This window comes from Shewanella amazonensis SB2B (genome assembly GCF_000015245.1).
GTDB classification, from domain to species: Bacteria; Pseudomonadota; Gammaproteobacteria; order Enterobacterales; family Shewanellaceae; genus Shewanella; species Shewanella amazonensis.
Genome location: NC_008700.1, coordinates 4,228,066 through 4,252,305 on the forward strand (window position 1 = coordinate 4,228,066; position 24,240 = coordinate 4,252,305).

At 52.6% G+C, this 24,240-nt stretch carries 17 protein-coding genes; 6 read left to right on the top strand and 11 right to left on the bottom strand.

What is annotated here, in order from left to right; genetic code table 11:
* The first annotated feature begins 38 nt into the window (after positions 1–38).
* Both SAMA_RS18685 and SAMA_RS18690 read left to right on the top strand, forming a co-directional pair.
* Entirely contained in the window at positions 39–2,777 is a 2,739-nt protein-coding gene (locus SAMA_RS18685) for a M16 family metallopeptidase (protein WP_011761702.1), read from the top strand.
* A 201-nt stretch (positions 2,778–2,978) separates the two neighbouring features.
* The gene (locus SAMA_RS18690; protein ID WP_011761703.1) at positions 2,979–3,392 is read left to right on the top strand and encodes a GFA family protein; all 414 of its coding nucleotides are present in this window, start codon (positions 2,979–2,981) and stop codon (positions 3,390–3,392) included.
* A gap of 16 nt (positions 3,393–3,408) precedes the next feature.
* On the opposite strand, the gene SAMA_RS18695 is transcribed toward SAMA_RS18690, so the two are convergent.
* The gene (locus tag SAMA_RS18695) at positions 3,409–4,647 is read right to left on the bottom strand and encodes a methyl-accepting chemotaxis protein (protein ID WP_011761704.1); all 1,239 of its coding nucleotides are present in this window, start codon (positions 4,645–4,647) and stop codon (positions 3,409–3,411) included.
* 139 nt (positions 4,648–4,786) lie between these two features.
* Between SAMA_RS18695 and SAMA_RS18700 the strand changes: the two genes are divergently transcribed.
* Entirely contained in the window at positions 4,787–5,425 is a 639-nt protein-coding gene (locus tag SAMA_RS18700; RefSeq protein WP_011761705.1) for a CPBP family intramembrane glutamic endopeptidase, read from the top strand.
* On the opposite strand, the gene SAMA_RS18705 is transcribed toward SAMA_RS18700, so the two are convergent.
* Positions 5,419–6,927, bottom strand: coding sequence for a putative bifunctional diguanylate cyclase/phosphodiesterase (locus SAMA_RS18705; RefSeq protein ID WP_011761706.1), 1,509 nt, complete (start codon positions 6,925–6,927; stop codon positions 5,419–5,421). The two genes, SAMA_RS18700 and SAMA_RS18705, sit on opposite strands and share 7 nt — an antisense overlap.
* Before the next feature lie 216 nt (positions 6,928–7,143).
* Positions 7,144–7,743 carry a pentapeptide repeat-containing protein gene (locus tag SAMA_RS18710; protein WP_011761707.1) on the bottom strand — a complete coding sequence of 200 codons (600 nt, stop codon included), beginning with the start codon at positions 7,741–7,743 and terminating at the stop codon, positions 7,144–7,146.
* 295 nt (positions 7,744–8,038) lie between these two features.
* Between SAMA_RS18710 and SAMA_RS18715 the strand changes: the two genes are divergently transcribed.
* Together SAMA_RS18715 and SAMA_RS19255 are read left to right on the top strand one after the other, a co-directional pair.
* Positions 8,039–9,955 (top strand): hypothetical protein, encoded by a 1,917-nt coding sequence (locus SAMA_RS18715; RefSeq protein ID WP_011761708.1) that lies wholly within the window; start codon positions 8,039–8,041, stop codon positions 9,953–9,955.
* A gap of 279 nt (positions 9,956–10,234) precedes the next feature.
* Entirely contained in the window at positions 10,235–12,229 is a 1,995-nt protein-coding gene (locus tag SAMA_RS19255) for a GGDEF domain-containing protein (protein WP_049757954.1), read from the top strand.
* Positions 12,230–12,277: 48 nt separating this feature from the next.
* On the opposite strand, the gene SAMA_RS18725 is transcribed toward SAMA_RS19255, so the two are convergent.
* On the bottom strand, positions 12,278–13,612 hold the full coding sequence (locus tag SAMA_RS18725) for a coproporphyrinogen III oxidase family protein (protein WP_011761710.1): 1,335 nt from the start codon (positions 13,610–13,612) through the stop codon (positions 12,278–12,280).
* A gap of 377 nt (positions 13,613–13,989) precedes the next feature.
* Entirely contained in the window at positions 13,990–14,928 is a 939-nt protein-coding gene (locus SAMA_RS18730; RefSeq protein ID WP_011761711.1) for a LysR substrate-binding domain-containing protein, read from the bottom strand.
* Positions 14,929–15,050: 122 nt separating this feature from the next.
* Between SAMA_RS18730 and SAMA_RS18735 the strand changes: the two genes are divergently transcribed.
* Positions 15,051–16,469, top strand: coding sequence for an aspartate aminotransferase family protein (locus SAMA_RS18735; RefSeq protein WP_011761712.1), 1,419 nt, complete (start codon positions 15,051–15,053; stop codon positions 16,467–16,469).
* Between the two features lie 600 nt (positions 16,470–17,069).
* Here SAMA_RS18735 and SAMA_RS18740 read toward each other — a convergent pair.
* The 6 genes from SAMA_RS18740 to fdh3B (SAMA_RS18765) all read right to left on the bottom strand — a co-directional run bounded on the left by SAMA_RS18740 (position 17,070) and on the right by fdh3B (SAMA_RS18765) (position 24,236).
* Entirely contained in the window at positions 17,070–18,041 is a 972-nt protein-coding gene (locus SAMA_RS18740; protein ID WP_011761713.1) for a formate dehydrogenase subunit gamma, read from the bottom strand.
* 44 nt (positions 18,042–18,085) lie between these two features.
* The gene (fdh3B, locus tag SAMA_RS18745) at positions 18,086–18,655 is read right to left on the bottom strand and encodes a formate dehydrogenase FDH3 subunit beta (RefSeq protein ID WP_011761714.1); all 570 of its coding nucleotides are present in this window, start codon (positions 18,653–18,655) and stop codon (positions 18,086–18,088) included.
* Between the two features lie 27 nt (positions 18,656–18,682).
* Positions 18,683–21,535: a molybdopterin-dependent oxidoreductase gene (locus tag SAMA_RS18750; protein ID WP_011761715.1), complete on the bottom strand. Its 2,853-nt coding sequence runs from the start codon at positions 21,533–21,535 to the stop codon at positions 18,683–18,685.
* 12 nt (positions 21,536–21,547) lie between these two features.
* Entirely contained in the window at positions 21,548–21,742 is a 195-nt protein-coding gene (locus tag SAMA_RS18755) for a hypothetical protein (RefSeq protein WP_011761716.1), read from the bottom strand.
* An 821-nt stretch (positions 21,743–22,563) separates the two neighbouring features.
* Positions 22,564–23,580: a formate dehydrogenase subunit gamma gene (locus SAMA_RS18760; RefSeq protein WP_011761717.1), complete on the bottom strand. Its 1,017-nt coding sequence runs from the start codon at positions 23,578–23,580 to the stop codon at positions 22,564–22,566.
* A gap of 59 nt (positions 23,581–23,639) precedes the next feature.
* Complete coding sequence (fdh3B, locus tag SAMA_RS18765; RefSeq protein ID WP_011761718.1) at positions 23,640–24,236, bottom strand: formate dehydrogenase FDH3 subunit beta; 597 nt, start codon at positions 24,234–24,236, stop codon at positions 23,640–23,642.
* Positions 24,237–24,240: the final 4 nt, after the last annotated feature.

Below are 24,240 nucleotides of genomic sequence, written 5' to 3' on the forward strand. Positions count from 1 at the left end.
GATTTTTTAATCCCTTCAACAAGGAAAAGGACGTCTCAATGCAAACCACTTTCAAGCGGCGCCTGCCAAGCCTGGCCACCGCCATGGTGCTGGCCCTGTGCAGCCTCACCCCCATTCAGGCATTCGCCGACCTCCAAAAAGTCACCGAGGTAGAAGGTATCAGCGAATATCGCCTCGACAATGGTCTCAAGGTACTGTTATTCCCCGACCCCACCAAAGAAACCGTGACAGTGAACGTGACTTATAAAGTCGGTTCCAAGCACGAAAACTACGGTGAGACCGGCATGGCCCACCTGCTGGAGCACCTGGTGTTCAAAGGTACCCCCAAGCACAAGGACATTCCGGCAGAACTGAGCTCCCACGGCGCCCGCCCCAATGGCACCACCTGGACAGATCGCACCAATTACTTCGAGACCTTCGCTGCTACGGAAGAAAACATCGACTGGGCCTTGTCGATGGAATCGGACCGCATGGTCAATTCCTTTATCGCCAAAAAAGATCTCGACAGTGAAATGACTGTGGTACGCAACGAGTTTGAGCGCGGCGAAAACAGTCCTTTTCGCATCACACTGCAACGCATGATGGCGTCTGCCTTTGAATGGCATAACTATGGCAAATCCACCATAGGAGCGCGCTCTGATTTGGAGAATGTCTCCATCGAACGTCTGCAGGACTTTTACCGCAAGTATTATCAGCCCGACAACGCCACCCTGATTGTGGCGGGTAAGTTTGCACCAGAGGACATGCTCAAAAAGATTGAAGCCACCTTTGGCAACATCCCCAAGCCAAACCGCACCATTGAACCACTGTATACAGTCGAACCGGCACAGGATGGCGAACGTCAGGTTACCGTGCGCCGGGTTGGCGACGTGCAACTGCTCGGCACCATCTACCACGTGCCACCGGGCGCCCATGAAGACTATGCCGCCATCGATGTGCTCAATGAAGTACTGTCGGCCACCCCCAACGGCCGCCTCCACAAGTCGCTGGTAGAAGCCAAGCTGGCCTCCTCTGTATTTGGGATGAACTTCCAATGGCAAGATCCCGGTGTGGCCATTTTCATGGCCGAGATGGACAAAACGGCCGACATGGATGCCACCCAAAAGGCCCTGCTGGATACGCTGGAGTCCATTCGCAATACGCCCATTACCGATAAGGAAGTAGAAACGGCCAAGCGTACCCTGCTGAAAAACCTGACTCTTGCCTTCAACTCCTCCGAGCGCGTAGCGCTGGAGCTGTCTGAGTGGCTGGGTATGGGCGACTGGCGTTTGCTGTTTTTAAATCGTGATCGCCTGGAGAAGGTCAGTGCCGCTGAAGTACAGCGGGTGGCTGAATACTATCTCACCCAGAATAACCGCACCCTGGGGCGCTTTATTCCAGCCGAGAAGCCGGCACGGGTAGAGATTCCTCTGGTGGCCGACGTCGATGCGCTGGTGAAAGACTATAAGGGCCGCGAGCAGGTGGCACAGGGTGAAGCTTTCGACCCGTCACACACCAACATCGACAGCCGCACCGAAACCCTCACGCTGAACTCAGGCACCAAGGTGTCTTTGCTGCAAAAAAAGACCCGCGGCGAATCCGTGGTGGTGAGGATAAGCGGCCAGTTTGGCGATCTGCGCAGCCTGTCTGGCAAGAATGCCGTTGGCGATGCCGTGGGTGAGATGCTGCTGCGCGGCTCAAGCAAGTACAGCCGCGAGCAAATCAAAGAAGAGCTGGATAAGCTGCAGGCGAGCCTGCGCATCGGTGGCAGCAATGGCAACCTGTTTGCCTCGGTAGAGACCACCAGGGCCAACCTGTTGCCGGTGCTCGATATCGTCACAGACGTGCTGCGAAACCCAAGCTTCCCTGAAAAAGAGTTTGAGCTGTACAAGACTGAAACCAAGGTGGCTATTGAGCAAAACCTGCAGGATCCACAGTCGCTGGCCTTCAATGCCTACAGCCGCCACCAGTCGCCCTATGGCAAGGACGACCCGCGTTACGTGGGCACTTTCGAAGAGCAGTTGGCCGAGCTGGATAAGCTCACTCTCAAGCAGGTGAAGCGTTACCACGGCGATTTCTACAATGCCAAGCAGATGCAGGTGTCCATTATCGGTGACTTCGATAAAGACGCCACAGTCAGCGCCCTGGACACCCTTACCAAGGGCTGGAAGAGCAAGCAGACCTATCAGCGTATCGCCTCACCTTATGTGAAGCTCGATGCCTCGCCCATCACCTTCAACACGCCAGACAAGGAAAACGCCACCTTTGTGGCCTCCCTCAGCCTGCCTGTGGGTGACATGGATGCCGATGCGCCTGCACTGACCCTGGGTAACTACATCCTTGGCGGCGGCTTCCTAAGCTCGCGCCTGGCCACCCGTTTGCGCCAGAAAGATGGCCTGAGCTATGGCGCCGGTTCTTTCCTGCGCTTAAGCAGCGAAGATCAGCGTGGCTCCCTGGGTGCCTACGCCATCTGCGCGCCACAAAACCTGGCCAAGGTTGAACTCGGCTTCCGGGAGGAGATTGCCAGGCTGCTGAAAGATGGCTTTACCGCCGACGAAGTGGAAGCCGCCAAGTCTGGCTTGCTGCAGGGCCGTAAGGTTAGCCGCTCGCAGGACAAAGAGTTGGTAGGAACCCTGGTGGGCAACCTCAAGCTCGATCGCTCCATGGCCTTTGATGCCGACTTTGAAGCCAAACTGGCAGCACTGACGGCAGATGATCTGAACAAGGCCTTCCGCAAATACATCAAGGTGGACGATTTCGCCCTGATCAAAGCGGGCGACCAAAGCAAGGTCGAGTAAACTCTTACTCTGACAAAACCGGACGCCTTGGCGTCCGGTTTTTATTTTGATGCCGAACTCTCCATCAGGTATTGGGCCTTTTGCTTTGTCCAGCAAACTGGCGCTTTTGACACCCAATCCCACGCATTTTACTTGCCCGCTCTCGGCTTCATCCGTACCTTAAGACTTCTCATTGGCTCTGCACCCGGGGGATGTGCTGCGATGATTAAACAGGTGGGTGATACACAAATACGGGAAAAACATCTTGCCAGCTGCCATTGTGGTGCCGTGGTGTTGGAGCTTTATTTACCCAATGGGATAGTGAATCCCCGCCGTTGCAACTGCTCCATGTGTCGTCGCCGGGGCGCCATTGCCGCCAGTGTGCCTTTGGCCGGTCTGAAAATTCTCAAAGGTCAGGACGCGCTGCGCCAATACCAATTCAACACCTGCACGGCGAAGCACTTCTTTTGCGGCAACTGCGGCATTTACACTCATCACCAACGTCGCTCCAACCCAGCCGAGTTTGGTTATAACCTGGGATGTCTGGAAGGCGTTGACCCCTTTCTTTTGGGCGAAATTCCCGTTTGTGATGGCGTCAATCACCCCTCTGATCATAAGGCGACACCAACCAACTAACCTCAAGCAGACTCGGCTAGAACAGCTCCACCCCGGAAGAGTCTGCCGCCGAAGCGTCAGACTCATGACGGCTTTGGCTTCGGCGCACAAAGGTTTTGCTGTCGGGGTGCTGTGACAGTGTAAACACCGCCATCTTGTCATAGAGATGGTTCGCCAGCCGGGTCAGGTCATCCGCCGAAACTGTGTGCAGCTGCGAGCCTGTCAGTGCATCCCGATTCAACTCCTGCAATCCGTCAATAGACTGGCGAACATGTTTGGCGGCCCTGGTCTGCTCTTCGATGGCCTGAGAAATCTCGGCGACTGCGCCATTGGTTTCCTGCACGGCCTCGGCGATGCCGGACAGGGACACTTCCACCCCATCGATTTGTTGCTGGGTCACAGAGAGTTCGTTGTGTGATTCATGAATGTGTTGGGACAACATACTGACCGCCCGCAATATCTCATCGGTAATGGCACGCACCTCGTGGGTAGACTCGGCGGTGCGACCAGCCAGAGAGCGTACTTCATCGGCCACTACAGCAAACCCTCTGCCAGCCTCTCCGGCCCTTGCCGCCTCAATAGCTGCGTTCAGTGCAAGCAAGTTTGTTTGCTGTGAAATCGAGTTGATCACCTCGAGAATGCCGCCAATTCTGTCACTGCTTTGTTTGAGTTGTTCCACCTCTGCAAAGGCTTTTTCAAGGCGTTTGGTGAGATCATGAAAACTCGTCAGGGCAACCTGAGTGGTGCTCATGCCTTGTTTGACCTTGTCATCACTGGCATTGGAGGCCACCACAATGCGCTCTGTCATGGCCTGCACATGCAAACAGGCCTGCCACATAGACTCCATGTCGGTTTCTATGGCACCGCTGACTTGATTTTGCAGGCTGACCTTTTGGGTCATATTTGAGTATGACTCTGATAATTCGGAAGAGATAGGAATGAGACGCCCCACAGATTCAGACACCGACAGGAGTTGCACATCCATAAAGACCCGCAGGGCGTTGCTGGCCTCGATACATTCACGCAGGGAGGAATGGTTCGCGGTATCGAGCCGGACTTGCAAATCGACACTGCCGTTTTGAATGTTCATGGACCGTGCCAACAACTGGGCACTATCGGCGAACTGGCGCCTGATAACCCAGGCAACCAGGGCACCAAATGCCGCCATGAGCAGCAAACCGGCCTGCCACAAGCCGAGTATCCAGGCTCCCGCAAACAGGGCTCCCAAGAGCCCATAACCCAACAGAATAATCAGCCACACAGTCTTTGATGTCATATTGGGTCCCGGCCTCCCTTTCTGGCACTTGAGTATGACCGTAGGTTGAATTTATTGCCAAAAAATTCCGCAACCCAAGATGGCGAAACAGGACATCACGTCCTGTGCTAGTGTTGTTAGGTACCCATGGGGGAAAGAAATGACAAGCCGATTACTGCGCTGGGCAGAGTTTGTCTGCATGTTTGTGCTTCTGCCATTCATCGCTTTTCACTATCGACACCTATTGAGCAACTGGTTGCTACCGGTGCTGTGTCTGCTGGCGCTCTTTTGCCTGTATTTGATCCTGAACGACAGTCGCTTCAAGCGTTTTCGCCTGACCAACTATGCCAATTTGAAACACCTGCTGTGGTACTCTCCGACGCTGTTTGCTCTTGGCGTATTGATATCCGTCCTGGCTCTGTCTGCTTATGCCCCGGAGCAGATTTTTGTACTGCCCACCCGCGATTTTTACAGCTGGTGTTTGCTGCTGGCCCTATATCCGCTTTTTTCAGTGATCCCACAAGAGCTGATATTTCGCACTTATTTATTTCATCGATTCAAAGGGATTATGCCAAGCAAGACGCTGAGGACCTGGGTCAGTGCGGCGGTATTCGCCCTGGCCCATATTATTTATGCGAACTGGATTGCCGTAGTACTGGCGTTTATTGGAGGGCTGATGTTTGCCTATACCTATGCCAGCTCCCGCTCCACCGCAGCCTGCGTGCTGGAACACAGCCTCTGGGGGCTGTGGCTTTTTACCCTGGGCGCTGGCCAGTATCTTAGCCTCGCCCCTCAGTGAGCTGCGCTGAACTCGGTGGCGTCTTGATTCAGATGCTTCACCAAATCATGCAATGCCATGGGGCGTCCCAGATAATAACCCTGAGCCTGCTGACATCCCATATCCTGCAAAATTTTCAGCTGCGCGGCATTTTCGACCCCTTCCGCCACGATATGAATATCAAAACTCTGGGCCATGGCAACAATAGCGCTGACAATGGTGCGTGATCGCTCGTCCTGCTCCACCCCTGAAACAAAACTGCGGTCGATTTTAATCTCATCAACAGTCAGGTCTTTTAGCATCGCCAAAGAGGTGTAACCGGTACCGAAATCATCGATGGAAAAGGTGATACCACTGGCCTGCAGGTTGGAAATAATCTCCACACTCTTATGCATATCTGTGAGGGTGGCGGTTTCAGTAATTTCAATCCGCACAAAGGGTGCCAGGGCCTTTTTACTCTTGATAAATTGGGTCAATGCATACATTTCGTCGGCGTTATTGAATTCGTCCGCCGACACATTTACGGCCACATGCGCCAGACTGCCGTCCAGCAAACCTGCACTGCCAAGCTCCGCAGCCGCTTTGTCGACCACCAGCTTGGAGATGGCGGCTGTCAGGCCGATTTCCTCTGCAAGCGGAATAAACACATCGGGAGCAATATACCCCTTCACCGGGTGATGCCAGCGCACCAGCACTTCAACGCCACAGGCAGTGAGCGTACTCAGATCATATTTGGGCTGATATACCAGCGACAGGACTTCGTCACTGATGGCTTGGCGTAAATCCATAACCAACTGGCGGCGTTGCAAGGCTTTTTCGCTGAGCGCCTTATCGTGGTACTGGATGGCATTTTTCTTCTTTTTGGCCATATTCAGCGCTTCGGTGGCCGATACCATCATATCTTTGGCATTGGTGCCATCGGCTGGAAACAGGGCGACACCGATACAACAAGTGGCATCAATCCCATGTTGCCTGGCCCGGTGGGCGAATAAACGTTGAAATCCCCGTACATGGGCTTCCATATCCACCGAAGTATCCAAGCGAACAAAACTGGCAAATTGATCTGCGTGTAAGCGTGAAACCACAGAGCCTGGCAGGGCGGCATCAGTGATGTCGTTGGCCAAATCACGCAAGAAAGCATCGGCACGCTCATAGCCAAAGTTGTCGTTGATTTGCTTGAAATCGTCGATGTCCAGATAACCCAGAATAAGGCGTTCATTGGTTTTAAGCTTGCGGATGGTGTTATTCAAGGAACGAATAAACACGCTGAGACTGCAAAGGCCGGTGAGGCTGTCCATTTCATTGGCTTTTTCCAGCGCCCTGTTACTCCTGAGCACCAACATCAGCAGCAGGGTTGCCGTGATGATGACAAAGGCCAATCCCTTGTACGTTTGTGCTATAGCGCGAAGCTGTGGACTGTCGAGCAGTATTTCGACGGCGATATCTGAAAACAGGATCCAAAACCCGGCAAAAACCGCATAAATGATAGATACCCGGAAGGCCGAAGTGACAGCTCTGTGCATGATTGACTGAACCTGTAACTTAGTCGTTTGCTCAACGTATCACAGCCACCAATAAAAATCGCACAATAAAAATGGTTATGCTGACAAGATTCTTATTTTCATATGGTTAACAGAGAACAATCCAATAACATTGTTGTTGGCTCTGCAACTTCACCTCAATCCCTTCCCTTGAAAATGACAAGATGCTGCTCAACTGATAGCCGAATTGGCCCAAAGCTAATCCACCAGCTCAATGCCCAGCGACTCAAGCAGACTCAAGGCATCGAAGCGCGAAAAGGTTGCGCCCTTGAGGGTGTTCTCGAGCACATTGATATTAAAACCTTCAGAGCCGCTGAAGTCGGCACGACTTAAATTGGTTTGCACAAATAGACTGCCGGAGAAGTCGCAGTGGGTGAGACTGGCGCCGCTGAAGTTACTGTGGCGAAAATCCACTTCCTGCACCCGGCATTCGGCCATCATAAGCTGCTTCATTGTCAGGCCGTAAAATGACGAGTCATTCAGGATGCACCGCTGGAATGCCAACTCAAAATCCCGATGAAAGTCGGGCCAATCAGCTCGGGTCCAATCCACGCCGATGAGTTTGCTCTCAACAAAGCTCACACCAAACAAACGGCTGGCGGCAAACACCACCAGGCTCAGGTTGCAGCGCTCAAAGCGGCATTGGTTAAAGCGGCAGTGTTGAAATCGGGCAGCCGAAAAGTCGCAATCTGAAAACACGCAATCTTCAAACTCCATGTCCCGAAAGCAGGCATTCGCCATGTCCAGTTGCTCAAAGCGCGTATCGTAATAGAGCTCGCCGTCGCTTAAATCAGGCATATTCAATCCAGTATCTTCGTAAATGATGCATCTTTATCAAAACAGACCTGCTCCGTCATCTCTTGAACTGCGCCTCACCACACATGCCCCCCACAAAGGACTTTCCGTGGGCGGGCGTTTTACCGGAAAAGCCGGGAAACCCGATGGTTTCGCCCCTTGAATCAAAGGTAACAGTATGAAAACATGAGTGCTTTAAGTGAACTCGAATACGGCAAGGACCGCCAGAACTCAGCCACGGCGTGATACCAGCGCAACAGCAACATGGCGGCAAATAGCTCGCGTTACAGGGATTGTCATGAATAAAACCCAAATCACCTTGGCCATCGCCGCCATCCTGGGCATTGTTGGCGCGTTAACCTTACTAATGCCAACACACACCACCTCAGTTTCGGGTGAGAAAGTGGCGTCCGAGAACGCCCCATCAACCCCGGAAGAAGCCGCTGGCGCTATTTCAACCGCAAACCAGCAAACGGAGCTGCAAACCTTCGACGATAGCCCGTTGGAGACCGGTCTCAGTGCCGTCGAGTGTCTGCGGGCTGCAGGTCTGGGCGCTGATGCCCAATACAAACAGCAACAGCAGCGCACTCTGATGGCGTGGCAACTCTACGAGCAGGGCGAACCACTCTTGGATGTAGCCGATGCATTGGCTGTGGACGACTTCGATAAAGGCCGGGATTTCTATCGATTCGTCAAACTACGTGAGGCGGTGTTAACAGCTGAGTCTTTTCTGTCTCAAAGTGAGCCGGGCCGTGAATTGCTGCGATCGGCAAACAGCGTCTTTCAACTTCCTGCAACCAGCGACCTGGCGCTCAACCTGTCAGTTCTGGAGCGTATGTTAGCCGAAATGTGGCAAACGCAATTTCCTGACATTTGGAACAGGGTGCCAGACAAAGGAAATATTGATACCTATATTTCCCAATTTCGCGGTGCTTCTGTGCCTTCCGAAATACTTGAAAACCGCTATTTAAGCCCGGTACCACGCTTTTATATGACGTCGCTGCAGGTTGGTGACCTGACATCTGCCGCTACCTTACTGGATACCTTTCCAGCCCTGCTGCAATCCGATGCTGCGTACGAAAACCAGCTGATGTACGCCACTCTCAATGGTCTACATTTGGAAATTACCGAGAAGCTTGTTAGCACTGAGGCCTTTACCAAGCTTTGGGAAAAGTTACCCCAAGCGCAGCCGGTGATGCTGAGCAGAGCCAAAAAAATGCCATGGGGTGGACGAGCAACTCGCACAGTAAAAGTTCTGGAAGAACAAGGATTTTCTGTTCACGTAGCGTACACAGATAGCTATGACGTTACCGCCAGACAAGACCTTTTGCAGCAGCTTGGGAATATCGGCAGCGCTCTGGACGACGACACCAGGGCACGTATAACGCAATGTGAACAGCGGCAGGCCTGGTTTGATGCCCGCCAATTCACCCCGGAGAAACTCGCTCAATATCGCGAATCGCCTTTTATCGACAAAGTGAAAAACTCCCCCGAAATACGCCACTGCACCGAGAACATCTGGTCTTCTGATACCAGTCTGCCTTCGCAAATGAACGAGCTAATTGCGCCCCTGCGGGATGCCATGCAACAAACAACAGACTGGCAGCAATACCCCGTTGACGCATTACTGGCACAGGCTTCCTCAGAGGAAAACAGGTCATACATGGTGCTGCTCAGCAACACTTTTTTAGCACTTAACTTCAATATGCCCAGCCTGGAAGTCGCTCAGTGGTTAAAGCAACAAGGTGCTCAGCCGGACCGCAAAACACTGCTGGCGATGTTGGGGCAGCTGGATTCAACCGCATGGCTTTTTTGGGCCAGTGATATTCCCTGGACCGACAAGGAAATCAAAACCATTGCGCTGGCGGCGGCTAAAATGGGCGAGCCGCATGTCTATGAAAGTATCAGCGGCAGCCATCCCAACCTCGAATGGCACGATGACGAACTGGATCCGCTCTACTTTACCATCAAGTCCTTCTCTACAGGTTCCTTCACCATGTTTGGTCTTAATATCGACAGAGAAAGGGTGATGAATGTGATAGAACAAAACCCCGGCGGACTCAAGGAACATCACCTGAGAGCCCTGTTTGAGTTGCAGCACCGTAAACCGGCTGCTTATGAAGAACTGATTAGCCTCTACCCCAGATTTACCTTAAGCACAGCGCCGGAATATTTCGCCGTCTCCTGCGATACCGAGAAACGAGAAGAAGGCTAATACGGAATCAAGCCACAAGGGGATAACAAGTGCGCTGCTTTAAGTAGCGCCAGTTATCGGGAGCATCCCATGCCAGAGCAAAAGGTGGGCAGGCGAAGTTCAGCGTTCGGATAGTCCCTCGGACTTTAACACCAGGGTAATTAACGAATATTTCGACATTGGCTGTGGCTTCGTGTGGAATGACAACAAACAGACATTTTGTTCACAAAACAAGCAAAATACGACAGCCTATTTTTTGATTATATGTAACATTGTATAAAACTTGCTATTGGAGTGACTTTGTTGATCTTCAGTGCTTTGCTCTATTCGCGTTTTAAGTCTGCTATCCACATGGATAGTGATAAGTTCATGCTGCGTTTTATTCGGCTCGTCATTGCAGGGATGATGTCACTGCTGGTAACACAAGCGACCCTGGCACAAGAGCGATACGGCATGGCAGAGCTTCAGGAAGAGCTGGCACAATTGGACAAATCACTCTCACAAGATAATCTGGACAGCGTTATCGCTAAGATAGACCTAAGCATTAACAAAGCAAAATACGAGCCTGTAAGAAAAGCCGCATTATTAACTTTTAAAGCAGAAAAACTGCGGTTCCATGGAATATTTTATATTAATGAAAGCTTATCTAAAGCATTTGATTTGATTAGTTATGATAAACAACCAGAGCTATACATCTATGCTATGACAGTTAAAAGCTATGAAATATATGCCTATCAAAACAACCCTGAACTGGCAGTAAAATTACTTGAAGATTTACAAAAAAAACCTGAACTAGAAAACATACCGTATATACATGTTATTTTTTTAAAACACTTACTTGAAACATATTATAAACTTCAACTTTTTGAAAAAATCCCACAACCTCTCTTTCGTCTCTCACAAATTTCAAAGGAATTTGAATTAAGTACAAACAGCAAAGACCTATTATTTTATCTTGAAGAAGAGCTAGCATACCACAGCAGTTTGATTGGTGACACGGAACAGGCCATTGAGCAATACGGCAGACTCGCACAGCACTATGAGCAGAAAAATCACTCGGAACACATCGCAATTATTTACTGCAACATTGCCAATATGTATTTTCTGCCATTCGAGGAAAAGGTTCGTTATGCACAGGCTTCACTGTCTGCTCACAATAATATCGCCTGTTCAGATGTGATGGAGAAAATTGTTTGGCTCGCCGAAATTCAGCAAGGCGACTTTTCCAATGTAAATCGATTAATGCACTTCAATCCCGTGCAGCAAATACCGCACCTGAATGATAGCTCTGCATATTATGCGGGGCTATCGTACCTATTGCTGGGGAATCTGTCAGCGGCGCAAGCAATGGCTGACAGAATTACAGCAGAAGATAATTGGGAGCGTCAGGATCTACTGCAACAAATTTACCAGAAACAAGGTCATTATCAGGCAGCACTTGAAGCCTCTCAGCGTTATCATCAGTTAAGAACCGCAAAAGACGCAGAGGCGCGGTCATTAATGTTAAGCAGTTTTCAAACCCGCTTGGCGTTGGCTCAAGAAGAAACACAGGCCGCAGAGCAAGAAAAACAAGCAGCCCGTATTGCAGCGGCAGAACAAAAAGCAAAATCAAGACTGCATATTACACTGATAGTGATTAGTGCAGGCGTCATGATCACCCTGATATTGTCGCTGTACCTACTTCGCAGCCGCCAACACAGGATAAAACTGCAACAACTCTCGGATACGGATCCCTTAACGGGATTGCTTAACCGACGTGCTTTTTTGCATCAGGCCCGTCAGATGCAGCGTCTTGCCGAACGTCAGCAGTTCCCATTATCCGTTGCTCTGTTGGATCTGGATTTTTTTAAAGCCATCAATGATAAACATGGGCATCACGTCGGTGACGCCGTCTTGCGGGCATTTGCTCATGGGGCGAAAACGACGTTGAGGCAAACAGACATTATCGGTCGCTTTGGTGGTGAGGAGTTTATTCTGCTGGCGACGGAGAAAGACCCCATCATATTTGCAGGCCTGCTACAGCGTGTGCAGCGCGCATTTACTCATGCGTGTCAGCAGGATCCCGCCATTGGCTTTAGCGTTAGCTTCTCAGCCGGTATTGCTGCTCTTGAGGATAACGGCGCAACTGAAATCCCTGACATTGAAGAGGCGATTCGTCAGGCTGATGAACTGCTTTACCGGGCAAAAGCCAACGGTCGCCAGCAGGTTTGTACAGACAGCTTATGTCAGCGGCTTATGGACACAGATTGCGACCTTGTTGCACCAGGCCATCCCGTAACCCTTAGCGCAGAGTAAACGCTGTATTATTGAAGGCCGCTAACCGCCTCCAGGTACAAGCACGTCTTACATATCGCAATTCTTCAGCGGTTGACGCAGCTGTGCCCGTACGTTATCCATGCCGGAGTAAAACTCCTTCATCATCAGCAGGCCCATCAGATTGCCGTTGTCGGTAACCAGGAGTTCCTCTGGATTGGCTGGGTCGTTTTTCAGGGCGCCAATCAGCTTCATGGCGGCCATTTCCTTGAACAGCGCGGTATCAAGGTTAACGCCAAAGGTGTCGCGGAAATACTGGCGCGACAGCCTGCCCGAGAAGAGCCCCAGCAAGAAGCGGTACTGCATGATGGCCTTGGTGTCGTAGCGTTTTTGCTGCTCGACGCTCATCTTGCCCGCCTCAATGCGCTCCTGATATTTGCGCAGCGAGAAGGTGTTCACATACAGGGTGTCGCCGAGGAAGCTGAACGAACCCGAACCCACACCAAGATATTCATCATAATCAATTACATACTCATCAAAGCCCTCATCGTTGGCTTTGCCGAATGCCCAGCTCGACAACTGGTTGTACTGGCCACGCAGGCTGGTGAGGATTTGGCTGTACTGACGAGCCAGATCCGCCTGGGGCGCCGCCAGCTTGCCCTTTACACTCTTACGGGTCTGATGGGTGATCATCAGCGGGTAGGTGGTGATCTGCCTTGGGTCGAGGCGGCGGGCCATGTCGAGATCCCGCTGGATCACCTCTTCGGTTTGGCCCCGGAAGCCGAAAATCAGATCCACGTTGATGATGGGGAACAGCTCCTTGGCCGCCTGAATACGGTCGAAGGTTTGCAGCCCCGAGCCAAACTTTTCGAAACGGTCAGTCATCTTGAGGATGCCGTCATCGAAACTCTGCACCCCAATGGACATGCGGTCAACCAGCCCCTTGAGCTGACGGAACTCGGGGCTCGCCAGGTGGCGCGGGTCTGACTCGCAGGAGACTTCCTTAATGGAGGGGAACAGCAGTCTGGCATGCTCAATGGTGCGGGCCAGCTCGTCTTCCAGCACAGTGGTGGTGCCGCCACCGATATACATGGACTCGAAGTCGTAACCGAGCTCCTTCGCCATGGTCATCTCTTTACGCAGGGAAATAAAATAAGCGCGAGCCTTGTCTTCCTTGAAGGTAAAGCGGTGGAAGGTGCAGTAAGAACAGAGGGTATGGCAGAAAGGCACATGTGCATAAAGCATGTACTTTTTACCGGGCACTGGGGCGGGCATGGTATCAACAGACAGGTTATCGAGCCGCAGATTGCGATCAACATAGAAGTTCATCACCCGTTCGGCGGTGCCCAGCAGCCATGCCGGCAGAGTAATATCGACTTGCGCCTGATGGGCGGCGGTAATGGCTAAGGTTGAACTGCTGGTCATAGGGCTTCCTGTCAAAGATTATCTGAAATGGATCTTTTTGAAATAAAAAGAAAACATTTCGAGTTTGCTATCCATAGCCTACCCATTTAGACATAGGTAAAATGTGAACTTCCACCAATTTGGCCGTTGCAGCAAGTTTAGATTACCGTTTTTGTTAAGCAGCGCATATTTTAGCCATCACGAATACACAGTTCGTTTATCGCACCATTACAACAGAGAAACAAACGCCATGGATTGTGACTCGGTATTGGTCAGCTGGCATGCTGGTGCCAAGGATGGCAACGGTGCCCAATAATTCGTGAGCACCTGGGATATGACATAAATGCCAAGGCGGTTACCCCCTATTTTTTAGCCGGCTATCTCGTTGGTACTTGTGGTTATTCGTGATAATCCCCCAGGCTCGATTTGAACTCCTGCATGCTGCCGAGCAACCAATCTCTAAAGGCGACGACAGGGGCTTCCTGCCTCTTTTCGGGTTTAATCAGCAAACTAATCCAGTGTGCCGTGATCAATTTATGTGTTGTGGGCCGAACCAGCTCACCATTTTTAATGTGATCGAGTGTCGAAATATGATCAGCCAAGGCAATCCCCTCACCTGCCAGCGCCAGCTTAATACACTGGATTTGGTCGTATACTATGGGGCCGTGTTTGGCGGGCTGTTGTTGGCAACCCGCACTTTTAAACCATTCAGACCACCAGTGGGTGGAGCCCTCATGCAGCAGAGGGAATTTACGCAATTCGCTTACCTTGGTCACATGACCTATCCGTTTGAGTAACGACGGGCTGCAGACGGCAAAATCCTGGATCTGAAACAAGCGGTCACAGAGAAACTCATTGTGAGTCGCGTTGCCGGTATAAATCTCCAGGTCAACGCGCTCCAATGGCGCTTCCAGAAGTAAGTTGTGATTAACGTGCAACTCCAAGTCGATATTTGGATGTAATGCCCTGAATTCTCCCAAGCGTTTGGATAACCAGTATTCGGCAAATACAGGGCCCACCCCTATTTTTAACACTTGCCGGAAACCATAACGCGTAAGCGGTGGGAAAAGTCGTTCGGTCGCCTCACTCATAACATACAGCCCCTGGCTGAGCGCCCTGGAATAATGCTGGCCGACATCCGTTAGCTGGGAGTTACGCCCAACCCGCTCTAACAATTTCACGCCCAAATACCCTTCCAGTTGCTTTAACTGCCGGCTCACCGCCGACTCTGTTACGCATAACTCTTGCGCTGCATCCCGCAAATTAAGATGGCGGCTAAAAGCTTCAAAGGATTTCAATGCGTTTAAAGGGGGCAAGTTATAGGGGCGTTGGGTCATGTATTTGTTTTAAGGTGGAATCGACTATATTTGACTAAAACTCAAACGAGCTTGGATATCAAATCAATTTTTATCTTGTTATCAACTTCATATATTGAAAGCACACACGGTTAAGAGGCTTCATGATGAATTCGATAATGAAAATGAACTATAAGCTCCCGGGCCCGAAATCAAAGGCGATGCTGGAGCGGGGCATTCCCTTGTTCCGCAACGGGTTACGTTATGAAGAAGAGTGTAAGAAAGCGGCACGCCGTGGCTATAGAGGGGCAAGCCAGGTTGTGGTGGGCCGCGCTCAGGGCAGCTTCGTGTGGGACCTGGATGACAACCAGTACATCGATTTTCAAAACGGTTGGGCATCCAATCCCTTTGGTAATGCGCACCCTGAAATTGTCGAGGCAGTACATTGGGCCCATACACGTTATGGCTTTCACTATGACACGCCTCATCGTTATGAATTGGCCGAAAAGCTCGTGCAAATCATGCCAAATAGGGCGTTAACAAGAATTAACTTTGAAATCTCAGGTACTGAGGCGGCAGAGGCCGCAGTTAATTTAGCCCTCACCCACACCAAACGCCGTTATATTATTTCCTTTAGCTCAAGTTTCCATGGCGAAGCTCTGGGGTCAAAAATGCTCTCGGGCACCAGTAATAACAATCACTACATGGAAGCCTGGTCCGGCGGGGTGATCACAGCGCCTTATCCCTATAGTGGTGAAATTCCCGCAGGCATGACCCAGGAGCAATATGTCGAGTATTGCCTTTGGTACATCGACAACCACATAACCAGCAGCATTGTACCGGCAAATAACATTGCCGGACTCATCATTGAACCCGGCTTAGCCGAAGGCGGGAACTGGATCCCACCCAAGCGATTTATGCAGGGCTTGCGTGAGTTATGCAATAAACACGACTGGGTCATGATAGTGGATGAAGTGCTGACCGGCCTGGGGCGCACTGGCAAAATGTGGGCCATAGAGCACTACGATGTGATCCCGGATGTTTTGGTGTTTGGCAAAAATATTTCCGGAGGGATTGAGCCTTGTGCCGGCATCGCCGCCCGAGATGAAATAATGGGAGACAATGAGCATTATCATACTGGCTCAACCTATGCCGGCTCACCGGCCGCTTGCTGTGCCGGGCTTAAAACGCTGGAGCTGTATGAGCGGGAAAACATCGTGGAATACGTGGCGTACCTTGGCGAGATTGCAAAAGGGATCATGCAGAAATGGACCCGCTACAGCATAGTGAATGAAGTACGCTGCAACGGTTTATTACTCGGTGTCAATTTTGTCAGCCCGGATGAACATCAAAAAGATTGGTGGTTTGCCCGTGAAGTACGCAGCCGCATGATGGAAAACGGCGTTTGGGCCATCAATGATCGCCAAACCAATGTTCGCTTGTACCCGGCATTAAACATGGAAGAATCGGTATTACGCGAAGGCCTGGCCATTATGGAAGAGGCCATTGCCCATGTGGATAGCATCAGGCAATCCTCGTTTGGGGACAGTCCCGCCTGGCCCACTGGTGACGCCGGCTTTTAGCAAGCATGGCGCACGAATAACTGACTCCTCTTCGCGCCGGCGACTGAGTGCAGGTGTAGTAGCCACCGCTTTATGCCAGACAATTCTGAACACATTGTGAATTGGGATAGCTTGTCTATCAGGTGTTTCATGAGCTTCGGCGCGAAGAGAAAGAGGAAAAGTTTAAAATTTCTCTCAGAGCAGTAAGCTCTCTTTGTTTGGCAAGTTGAAGACAAGTTACGCATCCCCCTTCCGAAGTTGCCGGAGGAAAATGTCTTCAATAGCAAGCTCCGTCAGGGACGACGGAGCAGGCACCGTTGAGCCATGGATGGTGAGTCGGTGCCGGTTGCGTGCATTGAAGGCATTTTACGCAGGGTAACAACTTCGGTGGGGCGCCCTTTGGAGTGGAGGGGGCTTTGGGCGAGCAAAGCCCCTTCCCCGGGTGTGGGCGGGACGCCCACGACCTTTTGCAAGACGAAGCCTTGCCAAATCAATCAGCGATAGCTGATCAACCCCATGGCAGTGTGGCTGCCCACCAAAACGATCATTCCCAATTGCCGACAGGCAATAAAAAACCCCGCATGTTAATGCAGGGTTTTTGTGTACCTAAAGGTTAAGGACTTAGTCCTTATACTTCAAAGTACCGTTAGCTTTGATTTCATCAAACCACAGGTTGTGATGCTGCGTAGCCCAGTTCTCATCACAGTAGCCCGACACCATACACTCCATACCGCCCTCAGACATCACGGTCGCCATAAAGATGTGCACTATGGAGAAGGCACAAATAATGATGGCGCTGATGCCGTGCAGGATCAGCGCGGTCAGGCTAAGGGTGCGGCTTGGCTCGAACAGATTAGGGAACAGCAACAACATACCGGAAGCAGAGATCACCAGCCCGAACAGGGCAAAGGTCCAGAACCACATCTTCTCACCGGCGTTGGCAAAGCCGGCATCGGGATGCTGATTCTTGAAGGGGCCAAAGTTGATATAGCCACCCACCACCATAAACCACTTGATGTCGTACATTTTCGGCAGCTGATTTTTGGCCCACATCAGGGTCATCAGTGCCCAGCCAATCATAAATGGAATGGCCATGACATCGTGCACCTGCTTGGCAGCATACACCAGACCGGCCCACACGCCTTCACCCAGCCAGGGTTGGAAGAAGAAGCGGCCTGCCAGCAGTACCAAACCTGTGAGGATCAGCAGCAAGCAGGGAATGGCGCCCAGCCAGTGAATGCTTACATCCAGCTTGGACCAGCGATACACCATCTTGCCCGAAAAACCATGGTGCAACCTGGAGATACCATTGACCATGATGAACAGGGCAAACACCACTATCATGCCAAACAGTGCCGCCATCAGCCCCGGCGCCAACCAGGTGCCGCGCGCCTCCAGCAGTCTGGGATCGTAGGTATTGATAGGCTGACCATGAAACTCACTGGTCGAGGTGGTGTAACCCACAGCGCCATCTTTCAGCTCGGCCCACATCTGGGCATCCCCCAGTTGGGCGTTGGCGTCGGCCGCATGGCCAAGCCCCATCCCCAGCATGAGTAGCACAGCCACGGCCAGGATTTTGAACCAATTGTTCATTGTTAACCTCCGTTGGGGGCGAACAGGCCGCCCCCTGGCTGTAGTTACTTCCAGGCACCGTTGTCGGCACCACGATAGGCGACGCGCTCACGGAAGATGCTGGAAACCACTTCCGCATCACCGGCGAGCAGCGCCTTGGTGGCACACAGCTCAGCACACATAGGCAGCTTGCCTTCCGCGAGACGGTTGCTGCCGTACTTCTGGCGCTCGGCATCGGAGAAGTTTTCTTCCGGGCCACCGGCACAGAAGGTGCACTTGTCCATTTTACCGCGGCTGCCGAAGGCACCCTTTTTGGGAAACTGGGGCGCACCAAACGGACAGGCGTACAGACAGTAGCCACAGCCGATACAGGTGTCCTTATCGTGCAGCACTATGCCTTCTTCTGTTTTGTAGAAGCAGTTGGCCGGACACACCGCCATGCAGGGGGCATCGGAGCAATGCATGCAAGCAACCGAGATGGAGGCTTCACCCGGCTCACCATCACGGATGGTGACCACGCGGCGGCGCTGGATACCCCACTCGAGGGCGGAATCGTTTTCGTTTTTACAGGCGGTGACGCAACCGTTGCACTCGATGCAGCGCTTGGTGTCACACAAAAATTTCATTGTAGCCATAATGACTTATCTCCTAGATTACCGCGCTCAGGCTTTTACTATCTGACACAGGCTCGACTTGGTTTCCTGCATTTGGGTCACAGGGTCGTAGCCATAGGTCAGCGCCGTGTTGGCGGATTCACCGATGACGTAGGGCACGGTGCCTTCCGGATAGTTGGGGGCCAGACTCTCGCCATGCATCACACCGGCGAAGTGGTAAGGCATAAAGGTCACGCCGGGTTTTACCCTGGGTGTCACCAGTGCCTTGATGAGGATGCGGCCACCCTCTGGGCCTTCCAGCCAGACATTGTCATTGTTGCGAATACCCCGGTCGGCAGCGTCGCCCGGATTGATTTCCACAAACATCTCCTGCTGCAGCTCGGCCAGCCAGGGGTTGGAGCGGGACTCTTCGCCGCCACCCTCGTACTCCACCAAACGACCGGAGGTGAGCACCAGCGGGTAGCTGCCGCTGAAGTCTTTTTCCTGAATCGATTTGTACAGGGTAGGCAAACGGTGCACCTGCATGTCGTCGTAGGTGGGGTACTTGGCCACCAGATCGCGACGGGCTGTATACAGCGGTTCACGGTGCACAGGCACAGCATCGGGGAAGGTCCACACCAGGCAGCGGGCACGGGCGTTACCGAAAGGAATACAGCCGTGCTTGATGGCAACGCGCACGATGCCACCGGACAGATCCGTCTTCCAGTTTTTGCCTTCGGCCTCGGCTTTTTCGGCCGCGGTCAGGTCGTCCCACCAGCCCAATTGCTTGAGCATATCGGCGGTAAATTCGGGATAGCCGTCTTCAATCTCGGCGCCCTTGGAGAAGGAGCCCTCGGCCAGCAGATTTTGGCCCTGATACTCAACGCCATAACGGGCACGGAAGTTGCCGCCGCCGTCTTTCACATGTTTGCTTGTGTTATAGAGAATCTGGGTGCCCGGGTGTTTCATCTCAGGCGTGCCCCAACATGGCCATGGCAGACCGTAGGTTTCGCCCTTACATGGGCCACCTTCGGCTTCGAGGCTCTTCTGCGAGAAGGTGCCCCAGTTCATGGTGTGGGCCTTGATACGCTCAGGGCTCTGACCTGTCATGCCGATGGTCCACATGCCGCGGTTGATTTCGCGGGTGATGTCTTCAATCAGCGGCACACCATTTTCTTTGCTGATGCGCTTGGTGTATTGCTCGGCAATACCCAGCTTTTCCGCCAGACGGTACATGATTTCGATGTCGGTCTTGGACTCAAACAGCGGCTCGATAACCTGTTCACGCCACTGGATAGAGCGGCCCGAGTTGGAGATGGAGCCACGGGTCTCAAACTGGGTAGCTGCAGGCAGCAGGTAAACGCCGTCTTTACGGCGGTGCATAACACCGGCCATGGTTGGGAAGGGGTCAACCACGACCACTGTGTCCATCTTGTCCAGTGCATCACGGACTTCGCGCTGACGGGTTTCGGTGTTAACCGACTGCCCCCAGAAAAACGCCAGACGGATATTGTCTTTCTGCGCCAGCTTGGCCTTGTCTTCCAGCACACCATCGTGCCAGCGGGAGCAAGGAATACCGGGGGTGGTCATGGGCTCGCGGCCCAGGTAGGTGCCGTGGTCGAAACGCCCCTTGACCCATTCCAGATCCAGATCCCACACGTGAGTCCAATGCTGCCAGGCGGCGCTGGTCAGGCCGTAGTAGCCGGGCAGGTTGTCAAACAGCAGGCCCAGGTCGGTGGCGCCCTGTACGTTGTCGTGACCTCGGAAGATGTTGGTACCACCACCGGATACGCCCATATTACCCAGCGCCAGCTGCAGAATACTGTAGGCACGGGTATTTGCGTTACCCACATGGTGCTGGGTACCGCCCATACACCACACCACGGTGCCGGGGCGGTTATCGGCCATCAGTTTGGCAGCCTGATAAATGGCCTCTTCAGAGACACCCGTGATATCGGCCACTTCTTTTGGCGGAAATTTTTTGGCTTCTTCGCGAATCTTGTCCATACCAAATACGCGCTGGTCGATAAAGGTTTTGTCTTCCCAGCCGTTTTCAAAAATGTGCCACAACATGCCGTAAATAAACGGAATATCAGTGCCGGGGCGAATGCCCACGTGCAGGTCGGCATGGGCCGCTGTGCGGGAGAAGCGCGGGTCGACCACGATTATCTTGGCGTTGTTGCGCTCTTTGGCAGTCAGAATGTGCTGCATGGACACAGGGTGTGCCTCGGCAGGGTTGGCGCCGATAAAAAAGATGGCGCGGGCATTCTGAATGTCGTTGAAAGAGTTGGTTTGCGCACCATAGCCCCAGGTGTTGGCCACACCGGCTACAGTGGTAGAGTGACAAATACGGGCCGAGTGGTCGACGTTGTTGGTACCCCACATGGCCGCGAGCTTGCGGTACATATAGCAGCCTTCGTTGGAGAACTTGGCCGAGCCCATGAAGTACACAGAATCCGGGCCTGACTCCTGACGAATGTTGAGCATCTTGTCGCCCACTTCGTTAATCGCCTGCTCCCAGCTGATACGCTTCCACTTACCGCCTTCAAGCTTCATCGGATACTTGAGGCGTTTTTCACCATGGCCGTGCTCACGCAGCGCAGCACCCTTGGCACAGTGACCACCGGCGTTGAAGGGGTGATCGAATGCCGGCTCCTGGCCGGTCCAGACGCCATTTTGCACTTCGGCATACAGGCCACAACCCACGGCGCAGGCACTGCAAATGGTGCGCTTGATTTCAATCGGCGCATCATGGGGTACGTCTTTGGCCTCGGCGCGGCGCATCATACCAGTGCCAAGCATGGAGGCTGCAGCAATGCCGCCGGTGGCAATACCGGCCGTTTTCATAAATTGACGGCGGCTCATGCCCAGTGGCTTGGCCTCGACCTTGGCGGCCACGTCTGAGGTACGGGTAAGTTTCATTACTGACTCCTTTTACTCGCCGCGTAAGCTGGCGTAATAACGGCGGACATGGTCTGTCTCGCGATAGCCCTTGGACTGGGCAGGCGCAGACTCGAGTGGCTGTGCCACCGCGCTGCCACAAGTGGCCACTGCTACACCGGCAACACTGCCCATGGCCATGGTCTTGAGAAACGCCCGGCGCTCTGCGCTGTTGGGGGTTGTTTTCATATCGACTCCTGAGTTGGTCAGCCTGGCTGACCCACCCTGTTAACAAAAAGCATGATTATTGTTGTAAAACTCACTTTTATTAGTGAGTTAGGGATTTTTCGCCGCCACTCTAGCCGCGCGCGTGAGACGCAGACTTGATCTGGCGCAGTGTTGTGGCCTAGCGCAGCCATTGAGAGTCGCGTTCTGTTAACAAACGCAAGAATTCATCAAAAAGGTGAGGAGGTAACCCTTTGATACAACAATTCAAAATCGTTAAATTTGTGAAAATCTTGTGCGGCATGAGCGCCATTGAAAGAGTGTATTGGCAAGGAGATGGACAAGATGGAAGAGCAAAGCAGAAATGAGAGGCCAGCCGTTTGATAGCGTCAGAAGGTTTGGTGGTCTCGGCGGCAGAGGCCCCCTTGCAGACACAAAAAGGCCCAGTCAAACTGGGCCTTTTCAGCAATGGACTAAACGTCAGTCCTTGTATTTCAAGCTGCCATTGGCTTTGATTTCATCGTACCAGAGGTTGTGGTGTCCGATTGTGCAAAAAGGCCCAGTCAAAACTGGGCCTTTTCAGCAATGGACTAAACGTCAGTCCTTGTATTTCAAGCTGCCATTGGCTTTGATTTCATCGTACTAGAGGCTGTGGTGTCCGATTGTGCAAAAAGGCCCAGTCAAAACTGGGCCTTTCTCAACACTGGACCAGACATCAGTCCTTGTATTTCAAGCTGCCATTGGCCTTGATTTCGCTGGATGTTGTAAAAAGCCAGAGGTTGTGGTGCCAGATTATGTAGAAAGGCCCAGTAAAAACTGGGCCCTTTTCAACACTGGACTATAGATCAGTCCTTGTATTTCAAGCTGCCATTGGCTTTGATTTCATCGTACCAGAGGTTGTGGTGTTGAATAGCCCAGTTTTCATCACAGTAACCGGACTTCATACACTCCATACCACCTTCGCTGAGCACTGTCGCCATCCAGATATGCACTATGGTAAAGGCGATGATGATGATGGCACTGATGGCGTGGATCAGCAGGGCCGCCATTGAGGCTTCCCGCGGCAGATCCAGGCCTGGCAGCACCAACATCACCCCGGTCACGCTGATAAACAGACCGAAGATGGTCAGGGTCCAGAACCACATCTTCTCACCGGCATTGGCGAAACCACTGTCGGGATGCTTGCCCTTGAAGGGGCCAAAGTTGATGTAGCCACCCACCAGCAGGAACCATTTAAGGTCATACAGCTTGAAGGTTTGCAGCGGCATCCACTTCACCACACACAGTATCCAGGCCAACATAAACACGGGCCCGGCAAAGTCGTGCACTGTCTTACTGCCGTAGATGAGCGATGCCCACAAACCCGAGCCCACATAGGGTTCGAGTACATGGCGCCCCAGCATGATGGTTAAACCGGTGAAGATCAGCAGCATACAGGCAATGGCCATCACCCAGTGGATAGTCAGATCCGCCTTGCTCCAGCGTGCCACCAGCTTACCCGAGAAGCCGTGATGCAGCTTCGAGGGGCCGTTGACCAGATAGAACAGCAGGAAGGCACCGAACACACCCACTACAGCAAAACCCATGACGGGGGTCAGATACTGGTTGCGGACTTCCTTACCCTGATTACCGGCCACGTTGATGAGCACGCCTGCCTCAACGCCCTGGGCGGTGGTATAACCGGATTCACCGGCTTTTACCGCACGCCACAGATCGGCATCACTGGTTTGCACAGCCTGTTGTTGGCTGGATTGCTCATCGGCGGCCCAGGCACCCGAAACGGGTCCCATCACCAGAGCTATCGCCAACAAGGCCACAGACCAGAGCTGCTGCAGTGACTTGTTAAACGTTTTGGATAACATTTTCACTCCTATAGCGGCAACAGAGCCCATTTAAGGCGCCCTGTTGCCACAGCTTGGCCTCAGTTAATCTCACCTGTCTGAGGGTTGTAGCCCCAGATCACGTTGGGATTGCCGCGGGCAGCCATACGCTCACGGTAGATGCTGGATACGACATCTGCATCACCGGCGAGCAGCGCCTTGGTGGCACACAGCTCGGCGCACATAGGCAGTTTGCCTTCGGCGATACGGTTGGCACCGTACTTCTGGCGTTCGGCGTCGGAGAAGTTCTCCTCAGGGCCACCGGCGCAGAAGGTGCACTTGTCCATCTTGCCGCGACTGCCAAAGGCGGTCTTTTTCGGGAACTGCGGCGCACCGAACGGACAGGCGTAGAAGCAGTAGCCACAACCGATACAGGTATCTTTGTTGTGCAGCACTATGCCGTCGTCGGTTTTGTAGAAGCAGTTCGCCGGACACACCGCCATACAGGGCGCGTCGGTACAGTGCATACAGGCAACCGAGATTGAGGCCTCGCCGGGTTCACCATCACGGATGGTGACTACACGGCGACGCTGAATACCCCACTCGAGAGCGGAGTCGTTTTCGTTCTTACAAGCGGTGACACAACCGTTACACTCGATGCAGCGCTTGGTGTCACACAGAAATTTCATGACTGCCATAATG

Bases quoted from the DNA above. Each gene is read 5' to 3' on its own strand.
- SAMA_RS18685 (WP_011761702.1), top strand. From the start codon at position 39: ATGCAAACCACTTTCAAGCGGCGCCTGCCAAGCCTGGCCACCGCCATG.
- SAMA_RS18690 (WP_011761703.1), top strand. From the start codon at position 2,979: ATGATTAAACAGGTGGGTGATACACAAATACGGGAAAAACATCTTGCC.
- SAMA_RS18695 (WP_011761704.1), bottom strand. From the start codon at position 4,647: ATGACATCAAAGACTGTGTGGCTGATTATTCTGTTGGGTTATGGGCTC.
- SAMA_RS18700 (WP_011761705.1), top strand. From the start codon at position 4,787: ATGACAAGCCGATTACTGCGCTGGGCAGAGTTTGTCTGCATGTTTGTG.
- SAMA_RS18705 (WP_011761706.1), bottom strand. From the start codon at position 6,927: ATGCACAGAGCTGTCACTTCGGCCTTCCGGGTATCTATCATTTATGCG.
- SAMA_RS18710 (WP_011761707.1), bottom strand. From the start codon at position 7,743: ATGCCTGATTTAAGCGACGGCGAGCTCTATTACGATACGCGCTTTGAG.
- SAMA_RS18715 (WP_011761708.1), top strand. From the start codon at position 8,039: ATGAATAAAACCCAAATCACCTTGGCCATCGCCGCCATCCTGGGCATT.
- SAMA_RS18725 (WP_011761710.1), bottom strand. From the start codon at position 13,612: ATGACCAGCAGTTCAACCTTAGCCATTACCGCCGCCCATCAGGCGCAA.
- SAMA_RS18730 (WP_011761711.1), bottom strand. From the start codon at position 14,928: ATGACCCAACGCCCCTATAACTTGCCCCCTTTAAACGCATTGAAATCC.
- SAMA_RS18735 (WP_011761712.1), top strand. From the start codon at position 15,051: ATGATGAATTCGATAATGAAAATGAACTATAAGCTCCCGGGCCCGAAA.
- SAMA_RS18740 (WP_011761713.1), bottom strand. From the start codon at position 18,041: ATGAACAATTGGTTCAAAATCCTGGCCGTGGCTGTGCTACTCATGCTG.
- fdh3B (WP_011761714.1), bottom strand. From the start codon at position 18,655: ATGGCTACAATGAAATTTTTGTGTGACACCAAGCGCTGCATCGAGTGC.
- SAMA_RS18750 (WP_011761715.1), bottom strand. From the start codon at position 21,535: ATGAAACTTACCCGTACCTCAGACGTGGCCGCCAAGGTCGAGGCCAAG.
- SAMA_RS18755 (WP_011761716.1), bottom strand. From the start codon at position 21,742: ATGAAAACAACCCCCAACAGCGCAGAGCGCCGGGCGTTTCTCAAGACC.
- SAMA_RS18760 (WP_011761717.1), bottom strand. From the start codon at position 23,580: ATGTTATCCAAAACGTTTAACAAGTCACTGCAGCAGCTCTGGTCTGTG.
- fdh3B (WP_011761718.1), bottom strand. From the start codon at position 24,236: ATGGCAGTCATGAAATTTCTGTGTGACACCAAGCGCTGCATCGAGTGT.